Genomic DNA, 19946 nt, shown 5'->3' with positions numbered 1-19946 from the left:
GCGAAGGCATCGCTTGTTGCTCGGTGGATGCTGAAACGAGTTCAGCATGACGATGATGGTGGGGGTGACAGAAACCACATAAGAACCCGTTGGTGCTGAGCCTGTTGAAGCATCGTTCTTCTTCTTCGCTGACGCAGGAAAAGAAGAACGGCCCCCTTCGACTGCCTGCCAAGGCAGGCGCTCAGGACATGCTTCGACAGGCTCAGGGCAAACGGAGGGACTCTAGAACCTCGTCTCGCGATAGATCGAGCAGACGTCGCCGTCCCACGCGCCCGCAAACTTGTCGAGCAGCATTTGCGCGGGCACTTTGCCGGTCCGCACGATCTCGCGCAGCGGATCGAGGAAGCCGGTCTCATTGTCGCCCGAGGCATTGAACCGCGCGCGCGCCGCCAGTCCCGCATTGGCGATCTCGAGCACTTCTCCGGCAATGTCGCGCAGTTTCCCGCCGCCCGGCAGCGGCGCATCGAGCGCCAGCTTCGGCACGGCGTTGCGCAGATCCTCGCGCGCGTCCATCGACCAGTCCTTGACGAGACCCCACGCGGCATCGAGCGCCGTCTGATCGTAGAGCAGTCCCACCCACAAAGCCGGCAGCGCACAGATGCGGCCCCACGGCCCGCCATCGGCGCCACGCATTTCGAGAAAGGTCTTCAAGCGCACTTCGGGGAACGCAGTCGATAGGTGATCGGCCCAATCGTCGATGGTCGGCAATTCGCCGGGCAGGACCGATAGCTCGCCCTTCAGGAAGTCGCGGAAGCTGAGGCCTGCCGCATCGATATATTTGCCGTCGCGATAAACGAAGTACATCGGGACATCGAGCGCATAGTCGGCATAGCGATCATAGCCGAACCCGTCCTCGAACACGAAGGGCAGCATGCCCGTGCGTGCCGGATCGGTGTCCGACCAGATATGGCTGCGATAGGAAAGATAGCCGTTGGGCCGCTTTTCGGTGAAGGGCGAATTGGCGAACAGCGCCGTCGCCAGTGGCTGCAGCGCCAGCCCGACGCGAAACTTCTTCGCCATGTCGGCTTCGCTGGAATAATCGAGATTCACCTGGATCGTGCAGGTGCGCAGCATCATGTCGAGCCCCAGCGATCCGACGCGGGGCATATGGTTGAGCATGATGCCGTACCGCCCCTTGGGCATCACGGGAAGGTCTTCGCGGGCCTTGTCCGGCCACATGCCCAGGCCGAGGAAACCGAGCCCCAGTCGATCCCCGGCCGCCTTCACCTGTTCCAGATGCCGCCCGGTCTCGGCGCAGGTCTGATGCAGGTTTTCGAGCGGCGCGCCCGAAAGTTCGAGCTGCCCGGCCGGTTCGAGGCTGACCGTACCGTCCGGTCCCGAAAGCGCGATCACTTTGCCGCCTTCCTCGACCGGCTTCCAGCCGAACTCGGTCAGCGCGGTCAGCAGGTCGCGGATGCCGCCCGGCTCGTCATAGCTTGGCGCGTGCAGGTCCCTGGTCGAATAGACGAATTTCTCGTGCTCGGTGCCGATCCGCCAGCGGTCCTTGGGCTTTTCGCCGCTCGCGAAATAGTCGATCAGCTGCGCGCGATCCTCGATGACCGGTGCGTTGCTTTCCGAAACCGTCTTCGTGCTCATCGCCGCCCCTTACGTCCAGGCGCCGCTGTGCGCCAGTCCCTTGGGCTCACAAATGGGGAGCGATGGGCGCGTTACCAATCCCTTGGCGGCCGTATCGGGACTAATAGCCGGAAGCGGTGCGGCTGGCTTGCTGTCGCTCAAGCGCGAAGGTGTTACCTCCCCACGACAGGGCGACCGAGATGACCAAGCCTCCCGCTAGAAACAAGACGATTGCCGCGTTGCTCTTATACTTGGCATAAATGAACGTCGCTGCGATCAGGATCGCGGCGCCCGAAATCAATCCTGCTGCGGTCAGCGCCACTGTTCCGTCCATTTCATTCCCCCCGGAATACAGCACAGGCTGTTGATTTACTCAAATATCCTATGGCTGCGGGATTTCATGTTCAACCCATTGGATGTCGCCAATCCCCCGCCGCCGCCATCCACAACGAAACAGCCGCCGCGGCCGCCGTATCGGCGCGCAGGATTCGCGGGCCGAGCGCGATGCCGACGGCCTGCGGCAGCGCCTTGATCGCGGCGCGTTCCTCCTCGTCGAACCCGCCTTCGGGGCCGATCAGGATCGCCGCCGGTCCAGCATGCGCGGCCATCGCTTCGAGCGCGTTCGCGCCGCCGGCCTCGTCTGCGAAGAACAGCGCGCGGTTGTCCGGCCAGTCGCGCAGCAGTGCGGGCAGTTTCATCGGCTCGGCAAGCTCGGGCAGCGCGGTACGGCCGCATTGCTCGGCGGCTTCGATCATATGCGCATTGAGGCGATCGAGATTGAGCCGGTCGACCACCGCGCGGCGCGTGAACACCGGCACGACGCGATCGACGCCCAGTTCGCACGCCTTTTCGATCAGCCAGTCGATCCGCCCCTTCTTGATCGGCGCGGCGCACAGCCACAGGTCGGGCACCGGCTCGCGCGGCGAAAGATTTTCGGTCACTTCCAGCGTCAGATCGCGCTTGCGTACCTCGCGCGCGATGCCGATCCATTCGCCGGTCCGGTTGTCGAACAGCCGCACCGGCCCATCGACTTTCACGCGCATCACCGAAATCAGATAATGCGCCTGCGCGGCATCGATGCGCAGCATCTGTCCCTGCGCCAGCGGTTCTTCGACGAACAGGCGCGGCGTGGAATCGGGCGGCCAGGCGGGTGTTGCGGGCATGACTGCGATGTGGCGGCCCGCCGCGCCGCTGTCCAGCCCCGCGGGACTTGCGTCGCGCCGCGCCAGCGGCCAGTGCGTGGCGCATGGACCTCGACGCGCTGCTCCACCATTATTTCGGCCCCGCCGGACCCGATCCCGACGATGCCGAGGCATTCGAGACCGGCATTTCGCGGCTGCGCACCGATATGGGCGTGGAGCGGGATTCCGGGCGACGCTTTGCGCTCTGGGCGGTACTGCATGCGCTGGGCTCGGCGACCGATCCCGACGATGTGTTCGAAGACCCCGAGGAGCGCGAGGCCGCGCGCGATTTCGCCTGGGCGGCCGACAAGGCGGCGGGCCGCGAGCCGTGACGGCCGACACTGTCCCCGACACCGAGTATCGCGGGCTGGTCGGCCTGCTGCCCGCCGCCGCGCGTCCCTATGCGCTGCTCGGGCGATTCGACCGGCCGATCGGCTGGTGGCTGCTCTTCTGGCCGGGTGCCTGGGCGATCGCGCTTTCCGGGCAGATGCGCGAGCGGTGGGACATGCTGCTGTGGTTCCTGCTCGGCAGTGTCGCGATGCGCGCGGCGGGGTGCGTCTATAACGACATCGTCGATCGCGATCTCGACCGGAAAGTCGCGCGCACGGCCAGCCGCCCGCTGGCGAGCGGCGCGGTGTCGCTGAAAGCGGCATGGGCGTGGCTGCTCGCGCTCTGCGCGGTCGGGCTGATCGTGCTGGTGCAGCTTCGCCCGGCGGCCGTGATCGTCGCGCTCGCCAGCCTCGCGCTGGTCGCCGCCTATCCCTTCATGAAGCGGATCACCTGGTGGCCGCAGGCATGGCTCGGCCTCGTCTTTTCCTGGGCCGCCCCGGTCGGCTGGGTGGAAATGGATGTCGCCACGCTGACGCCGATGTTCCTGCTCTATGGCGGCTGCATCTTCTGGGTGATCGGCTACGACACCATCTATGCGCTGCAGGATGTCGAGGATGATGCGCTGGTCGGCGTACGCTCTTCGGCGCGGGCGATGGGGCGGCACGTAAAGCCGGGCGTCGCGCTGTGCTATCTGCTGGCGCTCGGCCTGTGGGGCGGTGCGATCTGGGCGATGCGCCCCGATATGCTCGCGCTCGTCGCGTTGCTGCCGATGGCTGGGCATCTCCTGTGGCAGGTGGCGACGCTGAACGCGGCGGACGGCACCAACCCGCTCGCCCGCTTCCGATCGAACCGCAATGCCGGCCTGCTGATGTTCGCGGCCTGCGCGGTGGTCGGGCTGTCGCTTTGACGTTGGCGCTTTGACCTTGACCACGCGGCTCCCTAAATCGCGTCGATGCTGACGATCGACAAGGCGCGCGAGCGCGTACAGGACACCGTGGCGCGCGCGACCCGCGCCGGAGCCGATGCCGCCGATGCGATGCTGGTGCGTAACCGCTCGCTCTCGGTATCGGTGCGGATGGGCGCGCTCGAGGATGTCGGCCGTTCCGAAAGCGAGGAACTGGGCCTGCGCGTCTTTGTCGGCAATCGTTCGGCGAGCATTTCCACCAGCGACCTGTTGCCCGACGCGCTCGACGAGGCAGTCGATCGTGCGCTCAAGATGGCGCGCGAGGCGCCCGAGGATCGCTGGGCGGGCCTCGCCCCGCGCGAGCGACTGATGCACGGCGAACCGCCGCTGCTCGATCTCGATGACGGTGCCGAAGTCGAACCCGAAACGCTGAAAGCGCGCGCGCTGATCGCAGAGGAGGCCGCGCGCGCCGTTCCCGGCGTCAGCAACAGCGAAGGCGCGGGCGCAGGCGCCAATCGCGCGATCATCGCGCTGGCGACCAGCCACGGTTTCGCCGGTGCCTATGCCGTAACCAGCCACGGCCTGTCGGCAAGCGTGCTTGCCGGCGAGGGCGGCGGGATGGAGCGCGATCACGCGCATCACAGCGCGCGGCATGAATCGATGCTCGAAACGCCCGAAGCCATTGGCTCGCGCGCGGGCGAGCGCGCCGTATCGCGCCTCAATCCCGCGCGCGTGCCCAGCGGCGCGATGCCGGTGGTGTTCGATCCGCGCGTGTCGGGCAGCATGCTCGGCCATCTGATGGCGGCGATTTCCGGCGGTGCGATCACGCGCAAGACCAGCTTTCTGCAGGATGCGCTCGGAACGCAGGTCTTCGCCCGGGGCATCACGATCCGCGACGATCCGCACCGCCCGCGCGGCCTGCGCAGCCGCGCTTTCGACGGCGAAGGCCTGCCCGTCCAGCCGATGGCGATCATCGAGGACGGCATGCTGGAAACCTGGCTGCTCGACAGCGCGGCGGCGCGCCAGCTCGGCCTGTCGCCCACTGGCCATGCCGCGCGCGGCATCGGCGGCAATATCGGCGCCTCCGCGGCCAATCTCTACATGGCGGCGGGCGCCACGCCGCGCGCGACGCTGATCGGCGAAATCGAAGAGGGCGTGCTCGTCACCGAACTGATCGGGCAGGGCGTCAACGGCGTCACCGGCGACTATAGTCGCGGCGCGGCGGGGTTCCTGATCGAAAAGGGCGAGATTACGCGCCCCGTTTCCGAAATCACCATTGCCGGCAATCTGATCGACATGTTCCGCAACATGACTCCCGCCAGCGACCTTGATTTCCGCTATGGCCTCAATGCGCCCAGCCTGCGCGTCGACGGAATGACGGTTGCCGGTGACTGAGACGCTCGCCGACGCCATTTCCGAAATCACCGCCGATGCCGGACGTGTCGCGATGGCGCGTTTTGGCACCGATTTCCGGCGCTGGGAAAAGACTCCCGGTCATCCGGTGTGCGAAGTCGATCTCGAACTCGACGCGCTGCTGCGCGAGCGGCTGGGCGCGCTGATCCCGGAAGCGGGCTGGCTGTCGGAGGAAACGCTGGACAATCCGCAGCGACTGGCCGCGACGAAGCTCTGGGTGGTCGATCCGATCGACGGTACACGCGATTATCTGCGCAACCGCCCCGGATGGGCGGTGTCGGTCGCGCTGATCGACCAGGGACGCCCGGTGGTCGGCGTGCTCGATGCGCCCGCGCGCGGCGAGCATTGGCGCGCCGAGGCGGGCAAGGGCGCCTATCGCGGCGGCGAGCGCATCCGCGTGGCTTCGCGCGACACGCTGGCGGGCGCGCGCGTGCCCGCCGACGCGCTGGCCAGGACCGACCGCGACATGACGCTGGTCGCCAAACCCAATTCGATCGCATTGCGCATCGCGATGGTGGCGGCGGGCGAGGCCGATCTGGTCGCGACGCTGCGCTGGGGCCATGAATGGGACATCGCCGCCGCCGTGCTGCTGGCGCACGAGGCCGGCGCGGCGGTGAGCGACGCGCTGGGCCAGCCGCTCGCCTTCAACACGCCCGAAGGTCAGGCCTTCGGCATCCTCGCCACGACTCCGGGCATTCATGCCGAGGCAGTCGATCGTCTGGCGGAGCGTGCAAAAGTCGCAATCGCGCGATAAATCGGCGCACGCAACGGTTAGCACCTCGTTAACCAATGCAGCCTTATGCAGACTTTATGGGGATCGCTGACAGCCATGATACGGCCTGGGCCGAAGCGCGGACAAGTGCCGCTTGGGAAGCGGTCTGCCGATCGCAGGCAGTGATCGAATTCGATCTGGACGGCACGATCGTCTGGGCCAATCCGCTGTTCCTGTCGCTGATGGGCTATCATTCGGATGAAATCGTCGGGCGGCATCACCGCATGTTGTGCGCGCCTGAATATGCAAGCTCCCCCGAATATCGCCAGTTCTGGAGCAAGCTGGGTGCGGGCCATGTCCATTCGGGCGTTTTCTGCCGCTTCGCGTCGGACGGCAGCGAAGTCTGGCTTCAGGCCGCCTATAATCCCGTGCTGGACCATCAGGGCCGCGCCGAACATGTGATCAAGGTCGCCACCGACGTCACCGAAAAGGTGATGCTCGAGCGCAAGGTCCAGCAGCACCTGACCGACAGCCGCCAGTATCAGAACGACCTGACCGAGCGTGGCGAGGCGCTCGAGCGCGCGATCCGCAATCTCGGCCGGATCGTCGATTCAATCGGGGAAATCGCCGACCAGACCAACATGCTGGCGTTGAATGCCACGATCGAGGCGGCGCGTGCCGGGGAATCGGGTCGTGGTTTTGCCGTGGTGGCCAGCGAAGTGAAGCGGCTTGCCGCCCAGACCCGCGCGGCAACCGGCGAAGCAGTGGCGCTGATCGACGACGAAGCCGGCCTTGCCGCCGTAGGGGCCAGGCCGGAGCGGGTTCAGTCGATCCGGGCGGTTTCCGCCCGCTGAACCCCTGCGTTCAATCGCCGAAGGCTTCGTCGCCCTGATATTTTATCTGCAGATAGCGGCCCTTGGTCGCAAGCAGGTCGAGATCGCCTTCCGCAAGCTGGGCTGACATCTCCGCAATTTCCTGATCGATCAGCTTCAGCCCGTCCTCGAGCTGCTGGTTGGGGGTGCGGCCGTGGCGCTCCACGCCGCGCAGCGGCTCGGGAACGCGCTCATATCCCTTGACCAGTTCGGGAAGCTGCTCGCCGATCAGCTTGCGCACTTCGTGCGCCGCCGGGCTTTCCTCGCTCAGCGCGGCAAGCTGCGGCGCGAGTGTTTCCAGCTTTACGCCGATCGAATCGGCCAGCGTTTTCGCGGGTGCGGGCAGGGCGGGGCGCTGCGTTTCCAGCCATTGTTCGGTGCGCAGCGGCAATGCCTTGAGCGGCACCTGGGTCAGCGTTTCGGCGTTCGGCGCGGCTTCGATCGGAAAGATCGCCAGCGCCAGCGTCGCCGCGATCAACAGCGCCATGACAAGCAGCGCGCCGCCCATGCCCAGCGGCACGAACCAGCCGATCAGCATCGCCCCGATCACGATGGTGACGTCCGCCGCGGCGATCCGCCCGACGCGCTTGAGGACTTCGCCCTGCCGCCGCTTGCGCGCGCGCGCGCTCATCGACCCGTAGCGCTCGCGCGTGCGGTCGAGAAATTCGCTGGCCCGCGCCAGCTGGCGATCGGAATCATGCGGCATGGGGGCTTACAGCGCCTCCAGCTTGAACGTCTCGTCCGCCCCGCCCGACGCATTCTGGTTCGCCCCTTCGGCGCGCGCGATATAGCCTTTCGACTTCTCGACTTCGTCCGACAGCACAGTCACCGTCGTCTTCATCGAATCGAGCGCCTTGAGCTTGAAGCTGTCGATCTCGTCCATCGTGTCATAGATGTTCTGGAACGCGCGCTGCAGCGTCTCGACGGGAATCGTCGAACTCGCCGCCTGTTCGTGGATCGCCGCCGACTGGCTCTTGAGCAATTGCCCGGTCGAATCGATCAGCCCCGCCGTCGTCGTGTTGAGCGCCGTGATCTGGTCGAGCACGAGGCGTTGGTTGGTCAGCGCCTGCGCCACCGTCACCGCCGTGCGCAGCGCCGACACCGTGGTGGTCGATGCGCGGTCGACGCCCTTGATCAGCTCGACATTGTTCTTCTTGACCAGATCGAGCGCGAGATAGCCCTGCACCGTCACTGCCATCTGCGTCAGCAGGTCCTGGCTGCGCTGGCGCACGTAAAACAGTGCGGTCTCGCGGATCGCCTTGGCCTTGGCGGGATCGGTCGCGTCCAGCTCCTCGGCCTTGGCCGTCAGCTTCTCGTCCATCGCCTTGGACAGATAGATCATCTGTTCCAGACGCCCCATCGCGTTCCACAGATTCTCGCGCTCGGTGCCGATCGCGGCATTGTCCTGCAACAGCTCGTCCTTGCCGTTGGAAAGGCTCTTGAGGATGCCGTTGATATGGCTCTGCGAGCTTTGATATTTGCGGAAATATTGTTTCATCGGCGATCCGAACAGACGGTCGAGAAACCCGCCCTTCTTGCCGATCAGCTTGCCGTTCTTGCTCGGATCGAGATCCTCGACCGTCTTGCGCAGCTGGAGCAGGTCGGCGCCGACGCCGTTATCTTGATCCATCGCGCGGACGGGGCGATCGAGAAAGCGGTTCGATTGCCCGGCGGCGGCGCGGATTTCCTTCTGCCCCATCGCCGTGATCGCATCGACGCGCTTGCCGAACTCGGGCGAATTGACGTCCTGCGCGACGAGCTGATCGATGAACTCATCGACGCGGCCGTCCAGCTCGGTCTTCTTGGCATCGTCGACCGGCACCAGCCCGGCCGCCTTTTCCGGCGTCACCGCCGGCACCGGATCGGGCGGGGTGAGGTTCAACGTGTCTTCTTCGGTTGCGGTCGCAGTCGTCGCCATTCAATCCTCCACGCCCGATTGATGCGCCGGACATTGGCCCCAACCGCAGCGTCTAGCAAGTGTATCAATCATATAATACACGTGGGCCTACTCAGCAAGCGCAACCCGATGCGCCACGCCCTCGTCGCGCCACACGCGCCAATAGCCCGCGATCCGCTCCGCCATCGCATCCGGTGCCTCGCCGAACAACCGCGCGCCCAATCCTGTCGCCCGCGCCGCCAGAACCGCGCCGCGCCGGTCAATCAGGCCGACCAGCAACTCGACATCCTCCGCCCGGCCATAGCGTTCCGGCTCCCCGGCCAGCACACCGCGCAGCACCGCCAGATCGTGGTGATGGCCGAGCAGGTCGCTCAGCGCGCTTGCTTCCCCGGCACGTGCCGTCAGCGGGGCGGGCCAGGCGTCGCGGATCAGGCGCAGGTGGTACCAGTGATATTTGCAGCGCTTGCGCCACTCGTGGAAATCGGCCGGATCGCCGGTCCGCCGCGCCTGCGCCATGGCCTTGACGCCGCGCTTGTAGCTCTTGTGCAGCCCGCCGCGCAGCGCTTCGACTTCGTCGCCGTCGATCGCCCAGCCGCGCACGCGTTCGCGCGCCGCCAGCAATTGCGCGCGGGCTGCCGCCAGCAATGCCGCGCTGTCGTCCTCCTTCGCCAGCGCCTTGCGATCGCGCGTCAGCCTCTGGCGGACTGAAGCGATCGCGTGTCGGTCGATCTGGTGGTGATAATGATCGGCGACCAGATCATAGCTGTCGATCAGCGCATCGGCATCGCGCGCGCCCGCCAGCGACTTCGCAATGTCGCGAAACGCCGCATTCTCGGGCGCATAGCCCGCGAACCCCGGCCGCACGAGCCGGATCAGCCCGCGCAATTTCTTGCACCGCTTGCGCACGTCATGCACCGCCTCGGCGCGATCCTCTGCCGCGTCGGCGATCGACCTGAGCGCGCGGCCGATCTGATCCCCGGCGATGCGCCGCATCCCGGCGGCGAGCGATTCGTCGTCATCCTTGAACCGATAGCTCATGCGTCCCAATGTGGCCCCGCAGACGCCGTGTTTCCACCGGGCGCCCGCATTGGGCTTCCCGCAACGCAACAAATCGGTTATGGGCGCGCGCAATACCGCACTGAGGCGGCAATCAGGAAATCCGCATGAACCTTCGCAACGTGGCGATCATCGCCCACGTCGATCACGGCAAGACCACGCTCGTCGACCAGCTTTTCCGCCAGTCCGGCACCTTCCGCGACAATCAGCGCGTCGAGGAACGCGCGATGGATTCGAACGATCTCGAAAAGGAACGCGGGATCACGATTCTCGCCAAGCCGACCTCGATCGTCTGGAAGTCGCCCGAAGGCGAGGAAACCCGGATCAACATCGTCGATACGCCCGGCCACGCCGATTTCGGCGGCGAAGTCGAGCGCATCCTCTCGATGGTCGACGGCGTCATCCTGCTGGTCGACGCCGCCGAAGGCGCGATGCCGCAGACCAAGTTCGTCACCGGCAAGGCGCTTGCGCTGGGCCTCAAGCCGATCGTCGTCGTCAACAAGATCGACCGTTCGGACGCGCGCGCGCAGGAAGTGCTCGACGAAGTGTTCGATCTGTTCGTGTCGCTCGACGCCAATGACGAACAGCTCGATTTCCCGACGCTCTTCGCTTCGGGCCGCAACGGCTATGCCGGCAACGATCCCGATATCCGCGAAGGCACGCTGCAGCCGCTGTTCGAGAAGATCGTCGGCCATGTGCCGCCGCCCAGCCTCGATCAGGACGCGCCCTTTACCTTCCTGGTGACGCTGCTCGATCGCGACAATTTCGTCGGCCGCATCCTCACCGGCCGCGTCCAGTCGGGCGTGGTCAAGGTGAACCAGCCGATCCACGCGATGGACATGGACGGCAAGGTGATCGAAACCGGCCGCGCGTCGAAGCTGATGAGCTTCCGCGGGCTCGAGCGCGTTCCGGTGGAGGAAGCGCGCGCGGGCGACATCATCTCGATGGCGGGCCTCGAAGTCGCGACCGTCGCGAACACCATCGCCGACACGTCGGTCAGCGAGCCGATCCAGGCGCAGCCGATCGATCCGCCGACGCTGTCGATGCGCTTTGCCGTCAACGATTCGCCGATGGCGGGCCGCGAAGGCACCAAGGTGACCAGCCGCCTGATCCGCGACCGCCTGTTCCGCGAAGCCGAATCCAACGTCGCGGTGAAGATCACCGAGGCCGAGGACAAGGACAGTTTCGAAGTCGCCGGCCGCGGCGAACTTCAGCTCGGCGTGCTCATCGAAACGATGCGCCGCGAAGGCTTCGAACTCGGCATCAGCCGCCCCCGCGTGCTGTTCCGCGAAGGCGAGAATGGCCGCGAGGAGCCGTATGAAACCGTCGTGATCGACGTCGATGACGAATTTTCGGGCACGGTCGTCGAGAAGATGAACCTGCGCAAGGCCGAGATGACCGACATGCGCCCCTCGGGCGGCGGCAAGACCCGCATCACCTTCAGCGCGCCCTCGCGCGGGCTGATCGGCTATCACGGCGAATTCCTGTCGGATACGCGCGGCACCGGCATCATGAACCGGTTGTTCGAGAAATACGGGCCGTACAAGGGCCAGATCGAAGGCCGCAAGAACGGCGTGTTGATCTCCAACGGCACGGGCGAGGCGAATGCCTATTCGCTCAATTCGCTGGAAGAGCGCGGCATCCTGTTCGTCGGTCACGGCGAAGCGCTCTATGAAGGCATGATCATCGGCGAGAACGCCAAGACGGACGACCTCGAAGTCAATCCGATGAAGGCGAAGCAGCTCACCAACATCCGCTCGTCGGGCAAGGATGACGCGATCCGCCTCACGCCGCCGAAGAAGATGACGCTCGAACAGGCGATCGCCTATATCGACGACGACGAGCTGGTCGAAGTGACGCCCAAGACGATCCGTCTGCGCAAGCGCCACCTCGATCCGCACGAGCGCAAGCGCGCAAGCCGGGCGAAGAACGCCGCGTAAGTCCGAGGCCGGTGCTCAGCGAGCCCGGCACGCCGGTCTGAGCCAATCGTCTCGCAAGGCGTTCGCTGAGGAATGCTCGGCGAGCGGAGGGAAACCGAAAACGAGGTAGCGTGCCTCGAGTTCGGAAGCATCAGCGCGTGCCGGAAGGCCCGCTTGCAGGTAATCGAGCAGCGCGAGGCGGTTGCGGAAGCTTTCGATTCGGGAGTCCAGAAAGCTGAAGCGCGGGGACTTCTGAAGGCGATCGAGCCGGGCAAGGGCCGTGGCGTGGTCGCCGGTGCATCCGGCACGCGCGACTGCGCCAAGCTGGTCGACGATCAGATCGCTACGGCTCAGGCTTTTGAGATTGCTCCATCCCACCACGGCGATCGCCAGAAGCATGGAGGCGTAGAGAAGCAGGCCGGCCGTCCGCTCGATCCCGTCATGCCGTCGCCACCAGCGCAACAGCTCCGCCACGGTTATTCCGGCCAGCAAGCCCCAAAGCAGCATGGGGGGCAGGATGCGGCTGACGAATGTCTCGAACAAAATGTCGCTGTCCACGCCCGTTCGGGCCGCAAGCAGAAACCAGACTGTGCCTCCGATCGTCCAGATCGCGCCGATCGCGCCGATCGCTTCGACCACGATCGGAAGGTTTTTCAGCCGCGCACGCAGCGTGTGGCGGATTACTTCAGGCCGCATGAGACGCCCAGTTCCGCTGCGCGCGCGATCAGTTCCGGCTGACGATCGAAACTTGCCGCATTGTTGGGTGCGATCAATCCGGTTCCGCACAACAGCGATTGAAGATTTGCCACCGAAAGCGCCTCCCCGCCCGGATTGGCTTGATATTCCTCGGGCGTCGCGCCGGTCTCGGGCGACAGGAAATCAGCAACCAGATCGTCGACCAGGAAGGTCGCCTCGGGCGCGCGCCTGCCCACGTCGCCGATGAATTGGAAGACTTGCGATAGCGAGACAATCGTGGCGGTCGCGGCGATACGGGGCTTCGAATCCTGTTCGATCCGTTGGGTGTGCGCAAGGGCGCGGTGCATGTGGTCAAATGCCAGGATCGCGCCGAACAGGTCGTACCCCCATCGCGTCGCGAACCGATCGGAGTCGCAATCCTGCGGAGCAGGCGGTGCAAATCGGTCCCATCCGTGCGGATCGGCGGATTCCAGGCAATGGTCGAACTGCGCCACTTCATCCGAAGCCCGCGCCGGCGGCCGGGTCTCCAGCGTTTTGCGATACGCGGCATAGGGCCAGCGCCAGCGGAAATCGTCAAAGAAGGATTCCAGCTGGCGCGTGATGAACGCGGTTCGCCCTTGCATACCTTTCTTGAGCTGAAAAATCTTGATCCTGACAATAGTCAACCGCCGCGGAAGATTCTTGACGGAGGGGTCGAATGCAATCGCGCCAAGGGCATGGAGCACCGCAAAATACTGATAGTATCGTTGCAGCGCCAATTCGCGATTGCCCAGCTGTTCCCATAAATCGCCTTCGGCCAGCAAAGTCTGATCGACCATTGTCAGGAAAGCATAGGGAGGAGGCCCTTCCGCCTCGCGGGATTGTTCCCCGACATGGCGAGCCACACGAACCATCGCGGCATGATCGTTGCCGAGATAGGCGAGCATGAACGCCCGGGAAATGAAACCGGTTCGCAGCAGCGTATCGATGTTCGTTTCCACAGGACGGCGATAGTCGAAGTTCGCTGCAAGCAGCGAACGTTTGATATCCGCGCTGGGATTAAGCGTAATGTGCCCGTTTCGAACCGGCCCGGAAAAGTCCGGTCGCACGTCGATTTTCTGGCTTTCCTTCGGTATTACTTGCGCGCCGGTCAATACGGCAAATGTCACCACCACAAGCCATAGCAGCAACCGCCAGCCCTCTTTGTGGTTCAGCCATTCCCTGAACCGGCCAGGCCATATGCGAATGCAATCAATCGAGAAGCCGCTCGCTATTCTCGCTGACACGACGATTCCGCCCCCGCAGTATCTCGATTTCCTTCCTAGGGTTAGTTTCGATAGCTGCAAAGCAGGAAAGTGTGCGCCAGCGCGATTTCCACGATCACCTTGCGATCTTCGCTTTTTGTAGCATCAGGTCGCTTCTGGGCCGTTCGCATGGCCCGTCGCGTGGCGCTATCCTCTCGCTCCCAACGCCCGCAGGTCGCGTCCGCTCGGCTCCTGGAAGATGCGCAGCCCGAATTCGGGCAGGATCGCCAGCAAGTGATCGAAAATGTCCGACTGGATCGCCTCATAGGTCTCCCAGTCGGTCGTCTTCGCGAAGCAATAGACTTCGAGCGGCAGCCCGCTCGGCGTGGGATCGAGCTGGCGCACCAGCATCATCAGATGATTGTGCACGCGGTCATGCGCCTTGAGATAGGCCAGGATATAGGCGCGGAACGTGCCGATATTGGTGATCCGCCGCGCATTCACCGCGTCCGCGTCGCCGGGCAGCGCGGCGGCGTTCCACGCGCGGATCTCGGCCTCCTTGCTTTCCAGATAGGGCTTGAGCAGCTGAAACCGCTCCATCCCCGCAAGCTGCTCCTCGGTCATGAAGCCGAGCGTGTTCTGGTCGAGGTAGATGGCGCGCTTGATCCGTCGCCCGCCCGCCTGCTGCATTCCGCGCCAGTTGCGATAGCTGTCCGAAATCAGCCGGTGTGTCGGGATCGTCGTGACCGTCTTGTCGAAATTCTGCACCTTCACCGTGTGCAGCGCGATGTCGATCACGTCGCCGTCCGCCTGGAATTGCGGCATTTCGATCCAGTCGCCGACGCGCAGCATGTCATTCGACGAAAGCTGCACCGAAGCGACCAGCGACAATATGGTGTCCTTGAACACCAGCATCAGCACCGCCGCCATCGCGCCGAGGCCCGAGAGCAGCAGCAGCGGCGAGCGATCCATCAGCGTCGCGATCACCAGGATCGCGGCGCCGCAGAACATCGCGATCTTGAGCACCTGGACATAGCCCTTGATCGGGCGGCTCTTCGATTCCGGGCGGCGCTGATAGAGTTCATTGACGTAATCGAGCGCCCCGGCGAGCGCGACGGCGACTGTCACGACGATCGACGCCGCCGCGACATTCTTCACCACCGTCACCAGCGCCAGCGGCAGGTGCGGCACATGTTCGATGCCATAGCCGACGATGAGCAGCGGGACGATGGTCGCCAGCCGCGCCGCCGCCTTGTCGGCGGTGTTGCTGCGCGCGTCGAGGAACGGCGCGGCCATGCGCAGCAGCACGCGCTTGAGGATGAAATTGGCGAGCAACGCGGCAAGCGCCAGCAGCACCAGCCCGATCAGTGATTGCAGCCACGGGGATTGCTCGGAAAATGCGCCTGCCAGGCTTTCCATCGTTTGCGCCGTCCCTAAACCAGTTCCGTCGCGCGCCGCCTACCGAAGGGGAGGGCGTCGAGGCAAGCCGTGCGTCGGTTCACGGGTGCCGCGTCAGCCCTGGGTGAGCAGCGCCACGACGGCGATCAACGTTACCGCCAGCAGATAGGGCGGGATGAGGAACCGGATCGTCACGCGCATCATGCGTCCTCCGTTTCGTCGCCATCCTCGTAATCGAGAATGTCGCCGGGCTTGCAATCGAGTTCGCGGCAGATCGCCTCGAGCGTCGAAAAACGTATCGCCTTCGCCTTGCCGGTCTTGAGCACCGAAAGGTTTGCAAGCGTGATATCGACTCGAGCGGACAGCTCCGAAAGCGTCAGCCGCCGTGCATGCAGCATGTCGTCCAGCTTCACGCGGATCGGCATCACACTGTCCCTTCGAGATCGTCGCGCATCGCTGTGCCTTGCGCAAACACACGCGCGAGCACGAACAGCACCAGGACGAGCAGCAGGCCGCTTGCCGGGTTGCCGCTGTCGATGCCGATCGACACCGCGTGGCGCTTGTCGATCCAGTGCGCATAGAGTTCGAGCACGAACCCGCCGACGACGATCACCAGCATCAGCCGTGCCATCGCGTGCAGCCGCACCGCATTGGCGGGGACGAACGGATCGCCCGCCCGCACCGAATTGAGCACCGCGAGCAATTTGCGGACGAAATCCACCGCGAGCAGCAGCAGCACGATCCCGCCCGCCATCGCGGCGAGGAACAGCAGATAGGCATTGGTTGGCGAGATATCGCGCGGCTGTCCGGCGATTTCGGCGAACAGGCCCGGATCGACTCCCGCCGCCACCGTGATCAGCGCCATCGCCACGACGCCAAAGCCGATCAGCAGCAGGAACAGCATCAGCGCACCGCGCAGGATGCGCACTGCCCAATCGGTCCCGGTGTCTCGGGTCATATCGATCTCCAATATGTTGTTTATCGCGAATCGATATATTGCACTTATCGATATTCGGCAAGTATTTTATTGGAAAGCGATAAACCGCGATGCGCATGCCGTCCGTGTCCCGCCTGTTTTGCGCATGGCTTCGCCGCAATTGCGTGATAGCAACCGCTCAGGATCCAACCACGGAGCTCCCCGCATGCCGATCGCGCTCATGCTGTTCCTTGCCGTGCCGCAGGACGTTCCGGCACAGGCGGCGGACACCGATGCCACCGTCACCCGCCCCGAAACGGGGGAGGACGGCACGCAGCGCTGGTCCGTCCTCGCCGCGCCCTGCGCCACCCAGCGGACGGCGGCGCAGGACGAAATCGTCGTCTGCGGCGAACGGGCGGAAGGCAGCGCGCGGCTTCCCTTGCCCGGCGAACGCGCTCCGCCCGACCGGCCGATGCCGAGCAATCCCGAACTGAGCGGACGCGGCGCGCTCGCCGCCACCGTGGCGCCCTGCGCAACGCGGTCGCAAGGATGCACCACGGGCATCAACCTGTTCGGCGCGGGCACGGCACTGATCCGCGGGCTGGGAAAGCTGACGGGAGTCGATGATTGTTGCGAGGCGCCGGGCGAGGCGACCAATCCCTTCGCACTGGTCGGCGATATCGGATCGGCGCTGGGCCTGGGCGGCAACGACGAACCGATCGCAGGCGAACGCATCGCGATCCCGCTCGGCAAAGTCGACCCCGACGAAGCGGCGGCTTCGGTGCCGATATTGCCGTGAGCGGCGGACTAGCCGGTTCCGAACAGCCGCGGAAGGAAGCGGGGCACCTCCCGGCGGTAACGCCGATAGACATCGCCATAGCGCGCGATCAGGCGGCGTTCTTCGAAACGGCTTCCGACATGGAAATAGAGGCTGGCCCAGAGCGCGGTCGCAAAGCTGACGTCACTGCGCACCAGGCCCCAGAGGATCAGCATCGCCGCGGTATAGAGCGGGTGGCGCATGCGTCTGTGCAGCCCGTCGATCGCGAGCGGCTGGCCATCGTCGTCCTCGCCGCGCAATTGCGCCGAGCCGAGAAACGGGCCGGCGCGATAGCTGCGCAGCGCGATTACGCCCAGCACGGCACCGAGCGCCAGCATCGCCGCCTGCGCCGCGATCAGCAACGGCGGGCGGCTCCAGCCGGGTGCGTCGGCGCTCACCAGCGCGCCGACGGCGAGCACCGCCGCCAGCTGACCCGTGGCGAGCAGATTATAGCCGATCCGATGCCACCGCCCGAGCAATCGCCCAAGCCCGCGCCGCGCGGTCGCGCCCGCGCTCATGCTGTGCAGCATTCCGAAGGCGAGCCATGCGGCGGCATAGGCGAGATGGTCGACCGGCGTCACGCGGTCAGCATGCCATCGCCCGCTGCAAAGGCATAGTCGCGCAGGGGCGTTGCCACACGATCCGAATCGGAGTCGGTTTCGCTGTCCTACAGTCGGTTGTTCCTGATATGTTCGCGCAATGGCTATCCTCCGCCTCCTGCGTGCCCTTCGCGCGTGCGTCACGCGCCTCGCGCGTACGCGTGCGCCTGTAAGCGCGGGCGCGGGCGCGGGCGCGCGCATGTTGCGTCGGGACCCGGTGCGAACTTGGCACGGAAAACCGCGCTTTTCGGAAACTCGCCCGGCCAGCGCGGTTTCGCGGCGATCAGCCCTTGATCAGCAGGCGGTTGTGAAGCGGCTGCACCGGGCGGGCATTGTCGCCCATCAGCGCGTGGAGCGCTTCGATCTGTTCGCGGCTGGCGGTCATCACCTGTTCGGCGACGTGCCAGTTGACGCCTTCGCTGCACGGCGGCGTCGTCAGCGAACCCATGTATCGCCACACCTTCAGGTCGTGCGGGACGATCCCGTCCGGGTCGAGCATCACGTCGCTCGCTGCGGCGGCGCCGTTCGCGGCCTGCGGCGCATGGGCGACGATCTTGGCGAGCTCGGCATTGGCTTCACCCTGTTCGAAGAACACGCCGAGCACGGCGAGCTGCCCCGCGCCGTTGCGATGAACGAAATGCGCGACCAGCGGATAGCGCTTGCCCGAAACGGCGTGTTCGGCAGGCGTGTGGAAATGCACCTGGAGCAGGTCATAGGCGTCACCGCTGCTCACCAGCCGCGATCCGCGCGTGAAATTCGCCTGCACCGTATGGCCGTTGTTGATGAGATTGAGCGGCGTGGCGCGATAGCCGGCGATCACTTCGACATGCGCTTCGGCGGTGGGCACGCCCAGATCGACCGGCGACTGCATCCGGCCCGCGCCGCACATCGCGAATTCGGGCGCGATTTCGGCCCAATGATCGGGGCCGTGTTCGCCGTCATAGCCCCAATGCGCGGCTTCGCCGGCGATCGCGACGGTGGCAAGGGCGAGGGCGGCGGCGCCGGCGGCGGCGGCGATCGCAAGTTTCATAGGGGCATTCTCCGGGGGCGATTGGTCTCCTGCGGAAATTATAGGAGACGCGCCGAGGCCTCCGGCGCCGTAGAGACGCGGTTAACCCTCTTTTCGTCGCGCCGGCGATCAGCGCGCGGCCAGCGCCCGGATCGCTTCCCATTCCGCTGGCGCCACGGGGCTGACCGACAGGCGGCTCTGGCGCAGCATCGCCATCCCCGCCAGCGCCGGTTCGGCCCTGATTTCGCCAAGCGGCACCGGGCGGGGCAGCGGTGCCAGCGGAATCACTGCCACGGATACCCAGCGCGGGTCGGGTCCGTCCTGTTGCGCGGTGCGGGCGATTTCCATGATGCCGATCACGGCCTTCTGCTTTCCCGAATGATACAGGAAAGCATTGTCGCCCACGCGCATCGATTTCAGATGTTTTGCGGCAGCCGCGTTGCGCACGCCGTCCCACTCGGCACCCTTGTCGCGAACAAGATCGTCCCAGCTATAGCTTTCCGGCTCGGACTTCATAAGCCAGTATTGCATGCCGATCCCTCCAAACACTGCCCTAAACCTGAAATGAACAGGGCATTCCCGCCGAGTTCAGTTGCGCTTCTGTATAACGGACATTCATCGCGTGGCGTGTGGCGTTGCCCCTTCGCCGCTCTTTCGACCGCGCACAGGACACAGGAGGAAGAGACATGGCCAATATTTTCACCAAGGCAAGCATTGCCACTGCCATCGGTACGGCCGCGCTCGCGACGGCCGCTCCGGCGCAGGCGCAGCATTATCGCCACCATGACCGCCATCGCGACAATGATGCGGGGACGGCGATCGTCGCGGGGATTGCCGGCATCGTCATCGGTGCCGCCATCGCCGACAGCAACAACGACCGCCGCTACGATCGTCGTTATGATCGCCGCCGCCATCGCGATCGCCGCTATTATCGTCAGCGCGGCTATTATCCGGCGAACGGCTATTATGCGCGCCAGTATCGCCGCAACAATTATCGCGGGTGCGAGATCCGGCGCGTCTGGGACCGGTATGAACGCCGCATGGTGCGCGTCCGCTATTGCCGCTGATCGCATCCGGGATGGAAGAAGGGCGTGGATCGCGATTCGCGCCCTTCGCGATTCCGGGCTGGAAATCACCGCGCTTTTGCGTCAGGAGGCGCGACCATGAGCGACACGCCTCCCGATCGGCTCTCGATCAATCCGAAGAGCCCCCATTTCGACCAGCAGGCCCTCCAGCGCGGCGTCGGCATCCGTTTCAAGGGTGCCGAGCGCAAGGACGTCGAGGAATACAGCATTTCCGAAGGCTGGATCCGTGTCGCGCTGGGCAAGAAAGTCGATCGCCACGGCCAGCCGCTGACGATCAAGCTCTCCGGCCCGGTAGAGGCCTGGTACGAACAGGGTGGCGATCAGAACGAAGCGGAATAACCGCT

Annotated in this window: 23 protein-coding genes; 9 read left to right on the top strand and 14 right to left on the bottom strand. The window is 65.2% G+C overall.

Going from position 1 to position 19946, the window contains the following annotated elements; all coding sequences use genetic code 11:
• Nucleotides 1-222: 222 nt before the first annotated feature.
• The 3 genes from G5C33_RS17320 to G5C33_RS17310 all read right to left on the bottom strand — a co-directional run bounded on the left by G5C33_RS17320 (nucleotide 223) and on the right by G5C33_RS17310 (nucleotide 2738).
• Entirely contained in the window at nucleotides 223-1596 is a 1374-nt protein-coding gene (locus G5C33_RS17320; RefSeq protein ID WP_165328289.1) for a glutamate--cysteine ligase, read from the bottom strand.
• A 100-nt stretch (nucleotides 1597-1696) separates the two neighbouring features.
• A complete protein-coding gene (locus tag G5C33_RS17315; RefSeq protein WP_165328288.1) occupies nucleotides 1697-1897 on the bottom strand; it encodes a hypothetical protein in 201 nt (66 codons plus the stop codon).
• Nucleotides 1898-1979: 82 nt separating this feature from the next.
• A complete protein-coding gene (locus G5C33_RS17310; RefSeq protein WP_165328287.1) occupies nucleotides 1980-2738 on the bottom strand; it encodes a 16S rRNA (uracil(1498)-N(3))-methyltransferase in 759 nt (252 codons plus the stop codon).
• Between the two features lie 83 nt (nucleotides 2739-2821).
• Here G5C33_RS17310 and G5C33_RS17305 point away from each other — a divergent pair, with 83 nt between their 5' ends.
• Genes G5C33_RS17305 through G5C33_RS19505 form a run of 5 tightly spaced genes read left to right on the top strand, consistent with a single transcriptional unit; the run spans nucleotide 2822 to nucleotide 6969 of the window.
• Nucleotides 2822-3088 (top strand): hypothetical protein, encoded by a 267-nt coding sequence (locus G5C33_RS17305; RefSeq protein ID WP_165328286.1) that lies wholly within the window; start codon nucleotides 2822-2824, stop codon nucleotides 3086-3088.
• A complete protein-coding gene (gene ubiA / locus G5C33_RS17300; protein ID WP_165328285.1) occupies nucleotides 3085-3993 on the top strand; it encodes a 4-hydroxybenzoate octaprenyltransferase in 909 nt (302 codons plus the stop codon). The genes G5C33_RS17305 and ubiA overlap by 4 nt, the downstream gene beginning before the upstream one ends.
• A 45-nt stretch (nucleotides 3994-4038) precedes the next feature.
• Nucleotides 4039-5385 carry a TldD/PmbA family protein gene (locus tag G5C33_RS17295; RefSeq protein WP_165328284.1) on the top strand — a complete coding sequence of 449 codons (1347 nt, stop codon included), beginning with the start codon at nucleotides 4039-4041 and terminating at the stop codon, nucleotides 5383-5385.
• A complete protein-coding gene (locus G5C33_RS17290; protein WP_165328283.1) occupies nucleotides 5378-6157 on the top strand; it encodes a 3'(2'),5'-bisphosphate nucleotidase CysQ in 780 nt (259 codons plus the stop codon). Before G5C33_RS17295 ends, G5C33_RS17290 begins: the two co-directional genes overlap by 8 nt.
• 56 nt (nucleotides 6158-6213) lie before the next feature.
• Entirely contained in the window at nucleotides 6214-6969 is a 756-nt protein-coding gene (locus G5C33_RS19505; protein WP_165328282.1) for a methyl-accepting chemotaxis protein, read from the top strand.
• A gap of 10 nt (nucleotides 6970-6979) precedes the next feature.
• Here the strand turns inward: G5C33_RS19505 and G5C33_RS17280 are convergent, their stop codons facing one another.
• The 3 genes from G5C33_RS17280 to G5C33_RS17270 form a co-directional block, all read right to left on the bottom strand.
• Nucleotides 6980-7693, bottom strand: coding sequence for an HAD family hydrolase (locus G5C33_RS17280; RefSeq protein WP_165328281.1), 714 nt, complete (start codon nucleotides 7691-7693; stop codon nucleotides 6980-6982).
• Nucleotides 7694-7699: 6 nt separating this feature from the next.
• On the bottom strand, nucleotides 7700-8905 hold the full coding sequence (locus tag G5C33_RS17275; RefSeq protein WP_165328280.1) for a toxic anion resistance protein: 1206 nt from the start codon (nucleotides 8903-8905) through the stop codon (nucleotides 7700-7702).
• 87 nt (nucleotides 8906-8992) lie between these two features.
• Complete coding sequence (locus tag G5C33_RS17270) at nucleotides 8993-9922, bottom strand: CHAD domain-containing protein (RefSeq protein ID WP_165328279.1); 930 nt, start codon at nucleotides 9920-9922, stop codon at nucleotides 8993-8995.
• Between the two features lie 125 nt (nucleotides 9923-10047).
• Here G5C33_RS17270 and typA point away from each other — a divergent pair, with 125 nt between their 5' ends.
• The gene (gene typA / locus G5C33_RS17265; protein WP_165328278.1) at nucleotides 10048-11880 is read left to right on the top strand and encodes a translational GTPase TypA; all 1833 of its coding nucleotides are present in this window, start codon (nucleotides 10048-10050) and stop codon (nucleotides 11878-11880) included.
• 15 nt (nucleotides 11881-11895) lie between these two features.
• Here typA and G5C33_RS17260 read toward each other — a convergent pair whose 3' ends face one another.
• The 5 genes from G5C33_RS17260 to G5C33_RS17240 all read right to left on the bottom strand — a co-directional run bounded on the left by G5C33_RS17260 (nucleotide 11896) and on the right by G5C33_RS17240 (nucleotide 16134).
• A complete protein-coding gene (locus G5C33_RS17260; protein WP_165328277.1) occupies nucleotides 11896-12498 on the bottom strand; it encodes a hypothetical protein in 603 nt (200 codons plus the stop codon).
• Nucleotides 12499-12539: 41 nt separating this feature from the next.
• Nucleotides 12540-13724, bottom strand: coding sequence for a hypothetical protein (locus tag G5C33_RS17255; RefSeq protein ID WP_165328276.1), 1185 nt, complete (start codon nucleotides 13722-13724; stop codon nucleotides 12540-12542).
• 261 nt (nucleotides 13725-13985) lie between these two features.
• Nucleotides 13986-15197, bottom strand: coding sequence for a mechanosensitive ion channel family protein (locus G5C33_RS17250; RefSeq protein WP_165328275.1), 1212 nt, complete (start codon nucleotides 15195-15197; stop codon nucleotides 13986-13988).
• Nucleotides 15198-15376: 179 nt separating this feature from the next.
• Nucleotides 15377-15601, bottom strand: coding sequence for a helix-turn-helix domain-containing protein (locus G5C33_RS17245; RefSeq protein ID WP_165328274.1), 225 nt, complete (start codon nucleotides 15599-15601; stop codon nucleotides 15377-15379).
• Nucleotides 15601-16134, bottom strand: a complete 534-nt coding sequence (locus tag G5C33_RS17240) for a DUF2975 domain-containing protein (RefSeq protein WP_165328273.1) — start codon at nucleotides 16132-16134, stop codon at nucleotides 15601-15603. The genes G5C33_RS17245 and G5C33_RS17240 overlap by 1 nt, the downstream gene beginning before the upstream one ends.
• A gap of 184 nt (nucleotides 16135-16318) precedes the next feature.
• Between G5C33_RS17240 and G5C33_RS17235 the strand changes: the two genes are divergently transcribed.
• The gene (locus G5C33_RS17235) at nucleotides 16319-16891 is read left to right on the top strand and encodes a hypothetical protein (RefSeq protein ID WP_165328272.1); all 573 of its coding nucleotides are present in this window, start codon (nucleotides 16319-16321) and stop codon (nucleotides 16889-16891) included.
• An 8-nt stretch (nucleotides 16892-16899) separates the two neighbouring features.
• Here the strand turns inward: G5C33_RS17235 and G5C33_RS17230 are convergent, their stop codons facing one another.
• From G5C33_RS17230 to G5C33_RS17220, 3 genes are all read right to left on the bottom strand, one after another.
• Entirely contained in the window at nucleotides 16900-17490 is a 591-nt protein-coding gene (locus G5C33_RS17230) for a methyltransferase family protein (protein WP_165328271.1), read from the bottom strand.
• A gap of 301 nt (nucleotides 17491-17791) precedes the next feature.
• Complete coding sequence (locus G5C33_RS17225; RefSeq protein WP_165328270.1) at nucleotides 17792-18538, bottom strand: carbonic anhydrase; 747 nt, start codon at nucleotides 18536-18538, stop codon at nucleotides 17792-17794.
• A 108-nt stretch (nucleotides 18539-18646) separates the two neighbouring features.
• Nucleotides 18647-19048 (bottom strand): EVE domain-containing protein, encoded by a 402-nt coding sequence (locus G5C33_RS17220; RefSeq protein WP_165328269.1) that lies wholly within the window; start codon nucleotides 19046-19048, stop codon nucleotides 18647-18649.
• Between the two features lie 155 nt (nucleotides 19049-19203).
• Here G5C33_RS17220 and G5C33_RS17215 point away from each other — a divergent pair, with 155 nt between their 5' ends.
• Entirely contained in the window at nucleotides 19204-19584 is a 381-nt protein-coding gene (locus G5C33_RS17215; RefSeq protein ID WP_165328268.1) for a hypothetical protein, read from the top strand.
• A 96-nt stretch (nucleotides 19585-19680) separates the two neighbouring features.
• Complete coding sequence (locus G5C33_RS17210) at nucleotides 19681-19941, top strand: DUF3297 family protein (RefSeq protein WP_165328267.1); 261 nt, start codon at nucleotides 19681-19683, stop codon at nucleotides 19939-19941.
• Nucleotides 19942-19946 lie beyond the last annotated feature (5 nt).

The sequence above is a fragment of the Sphingosinithalassobacter tenebrarum genome (genome assembly GCF_011057975.1).
Taxonomy (GTDB): Bacteria; Pseudomonadota; Alphaproteobacteria; order Sphingomonadales; family Sphingomonadaceae; genus Sphingomonas; species Sphingomonas tenebrarum.
This window is presented reverse-complemented; position numbering and strand designations above follow the sequence as displayed.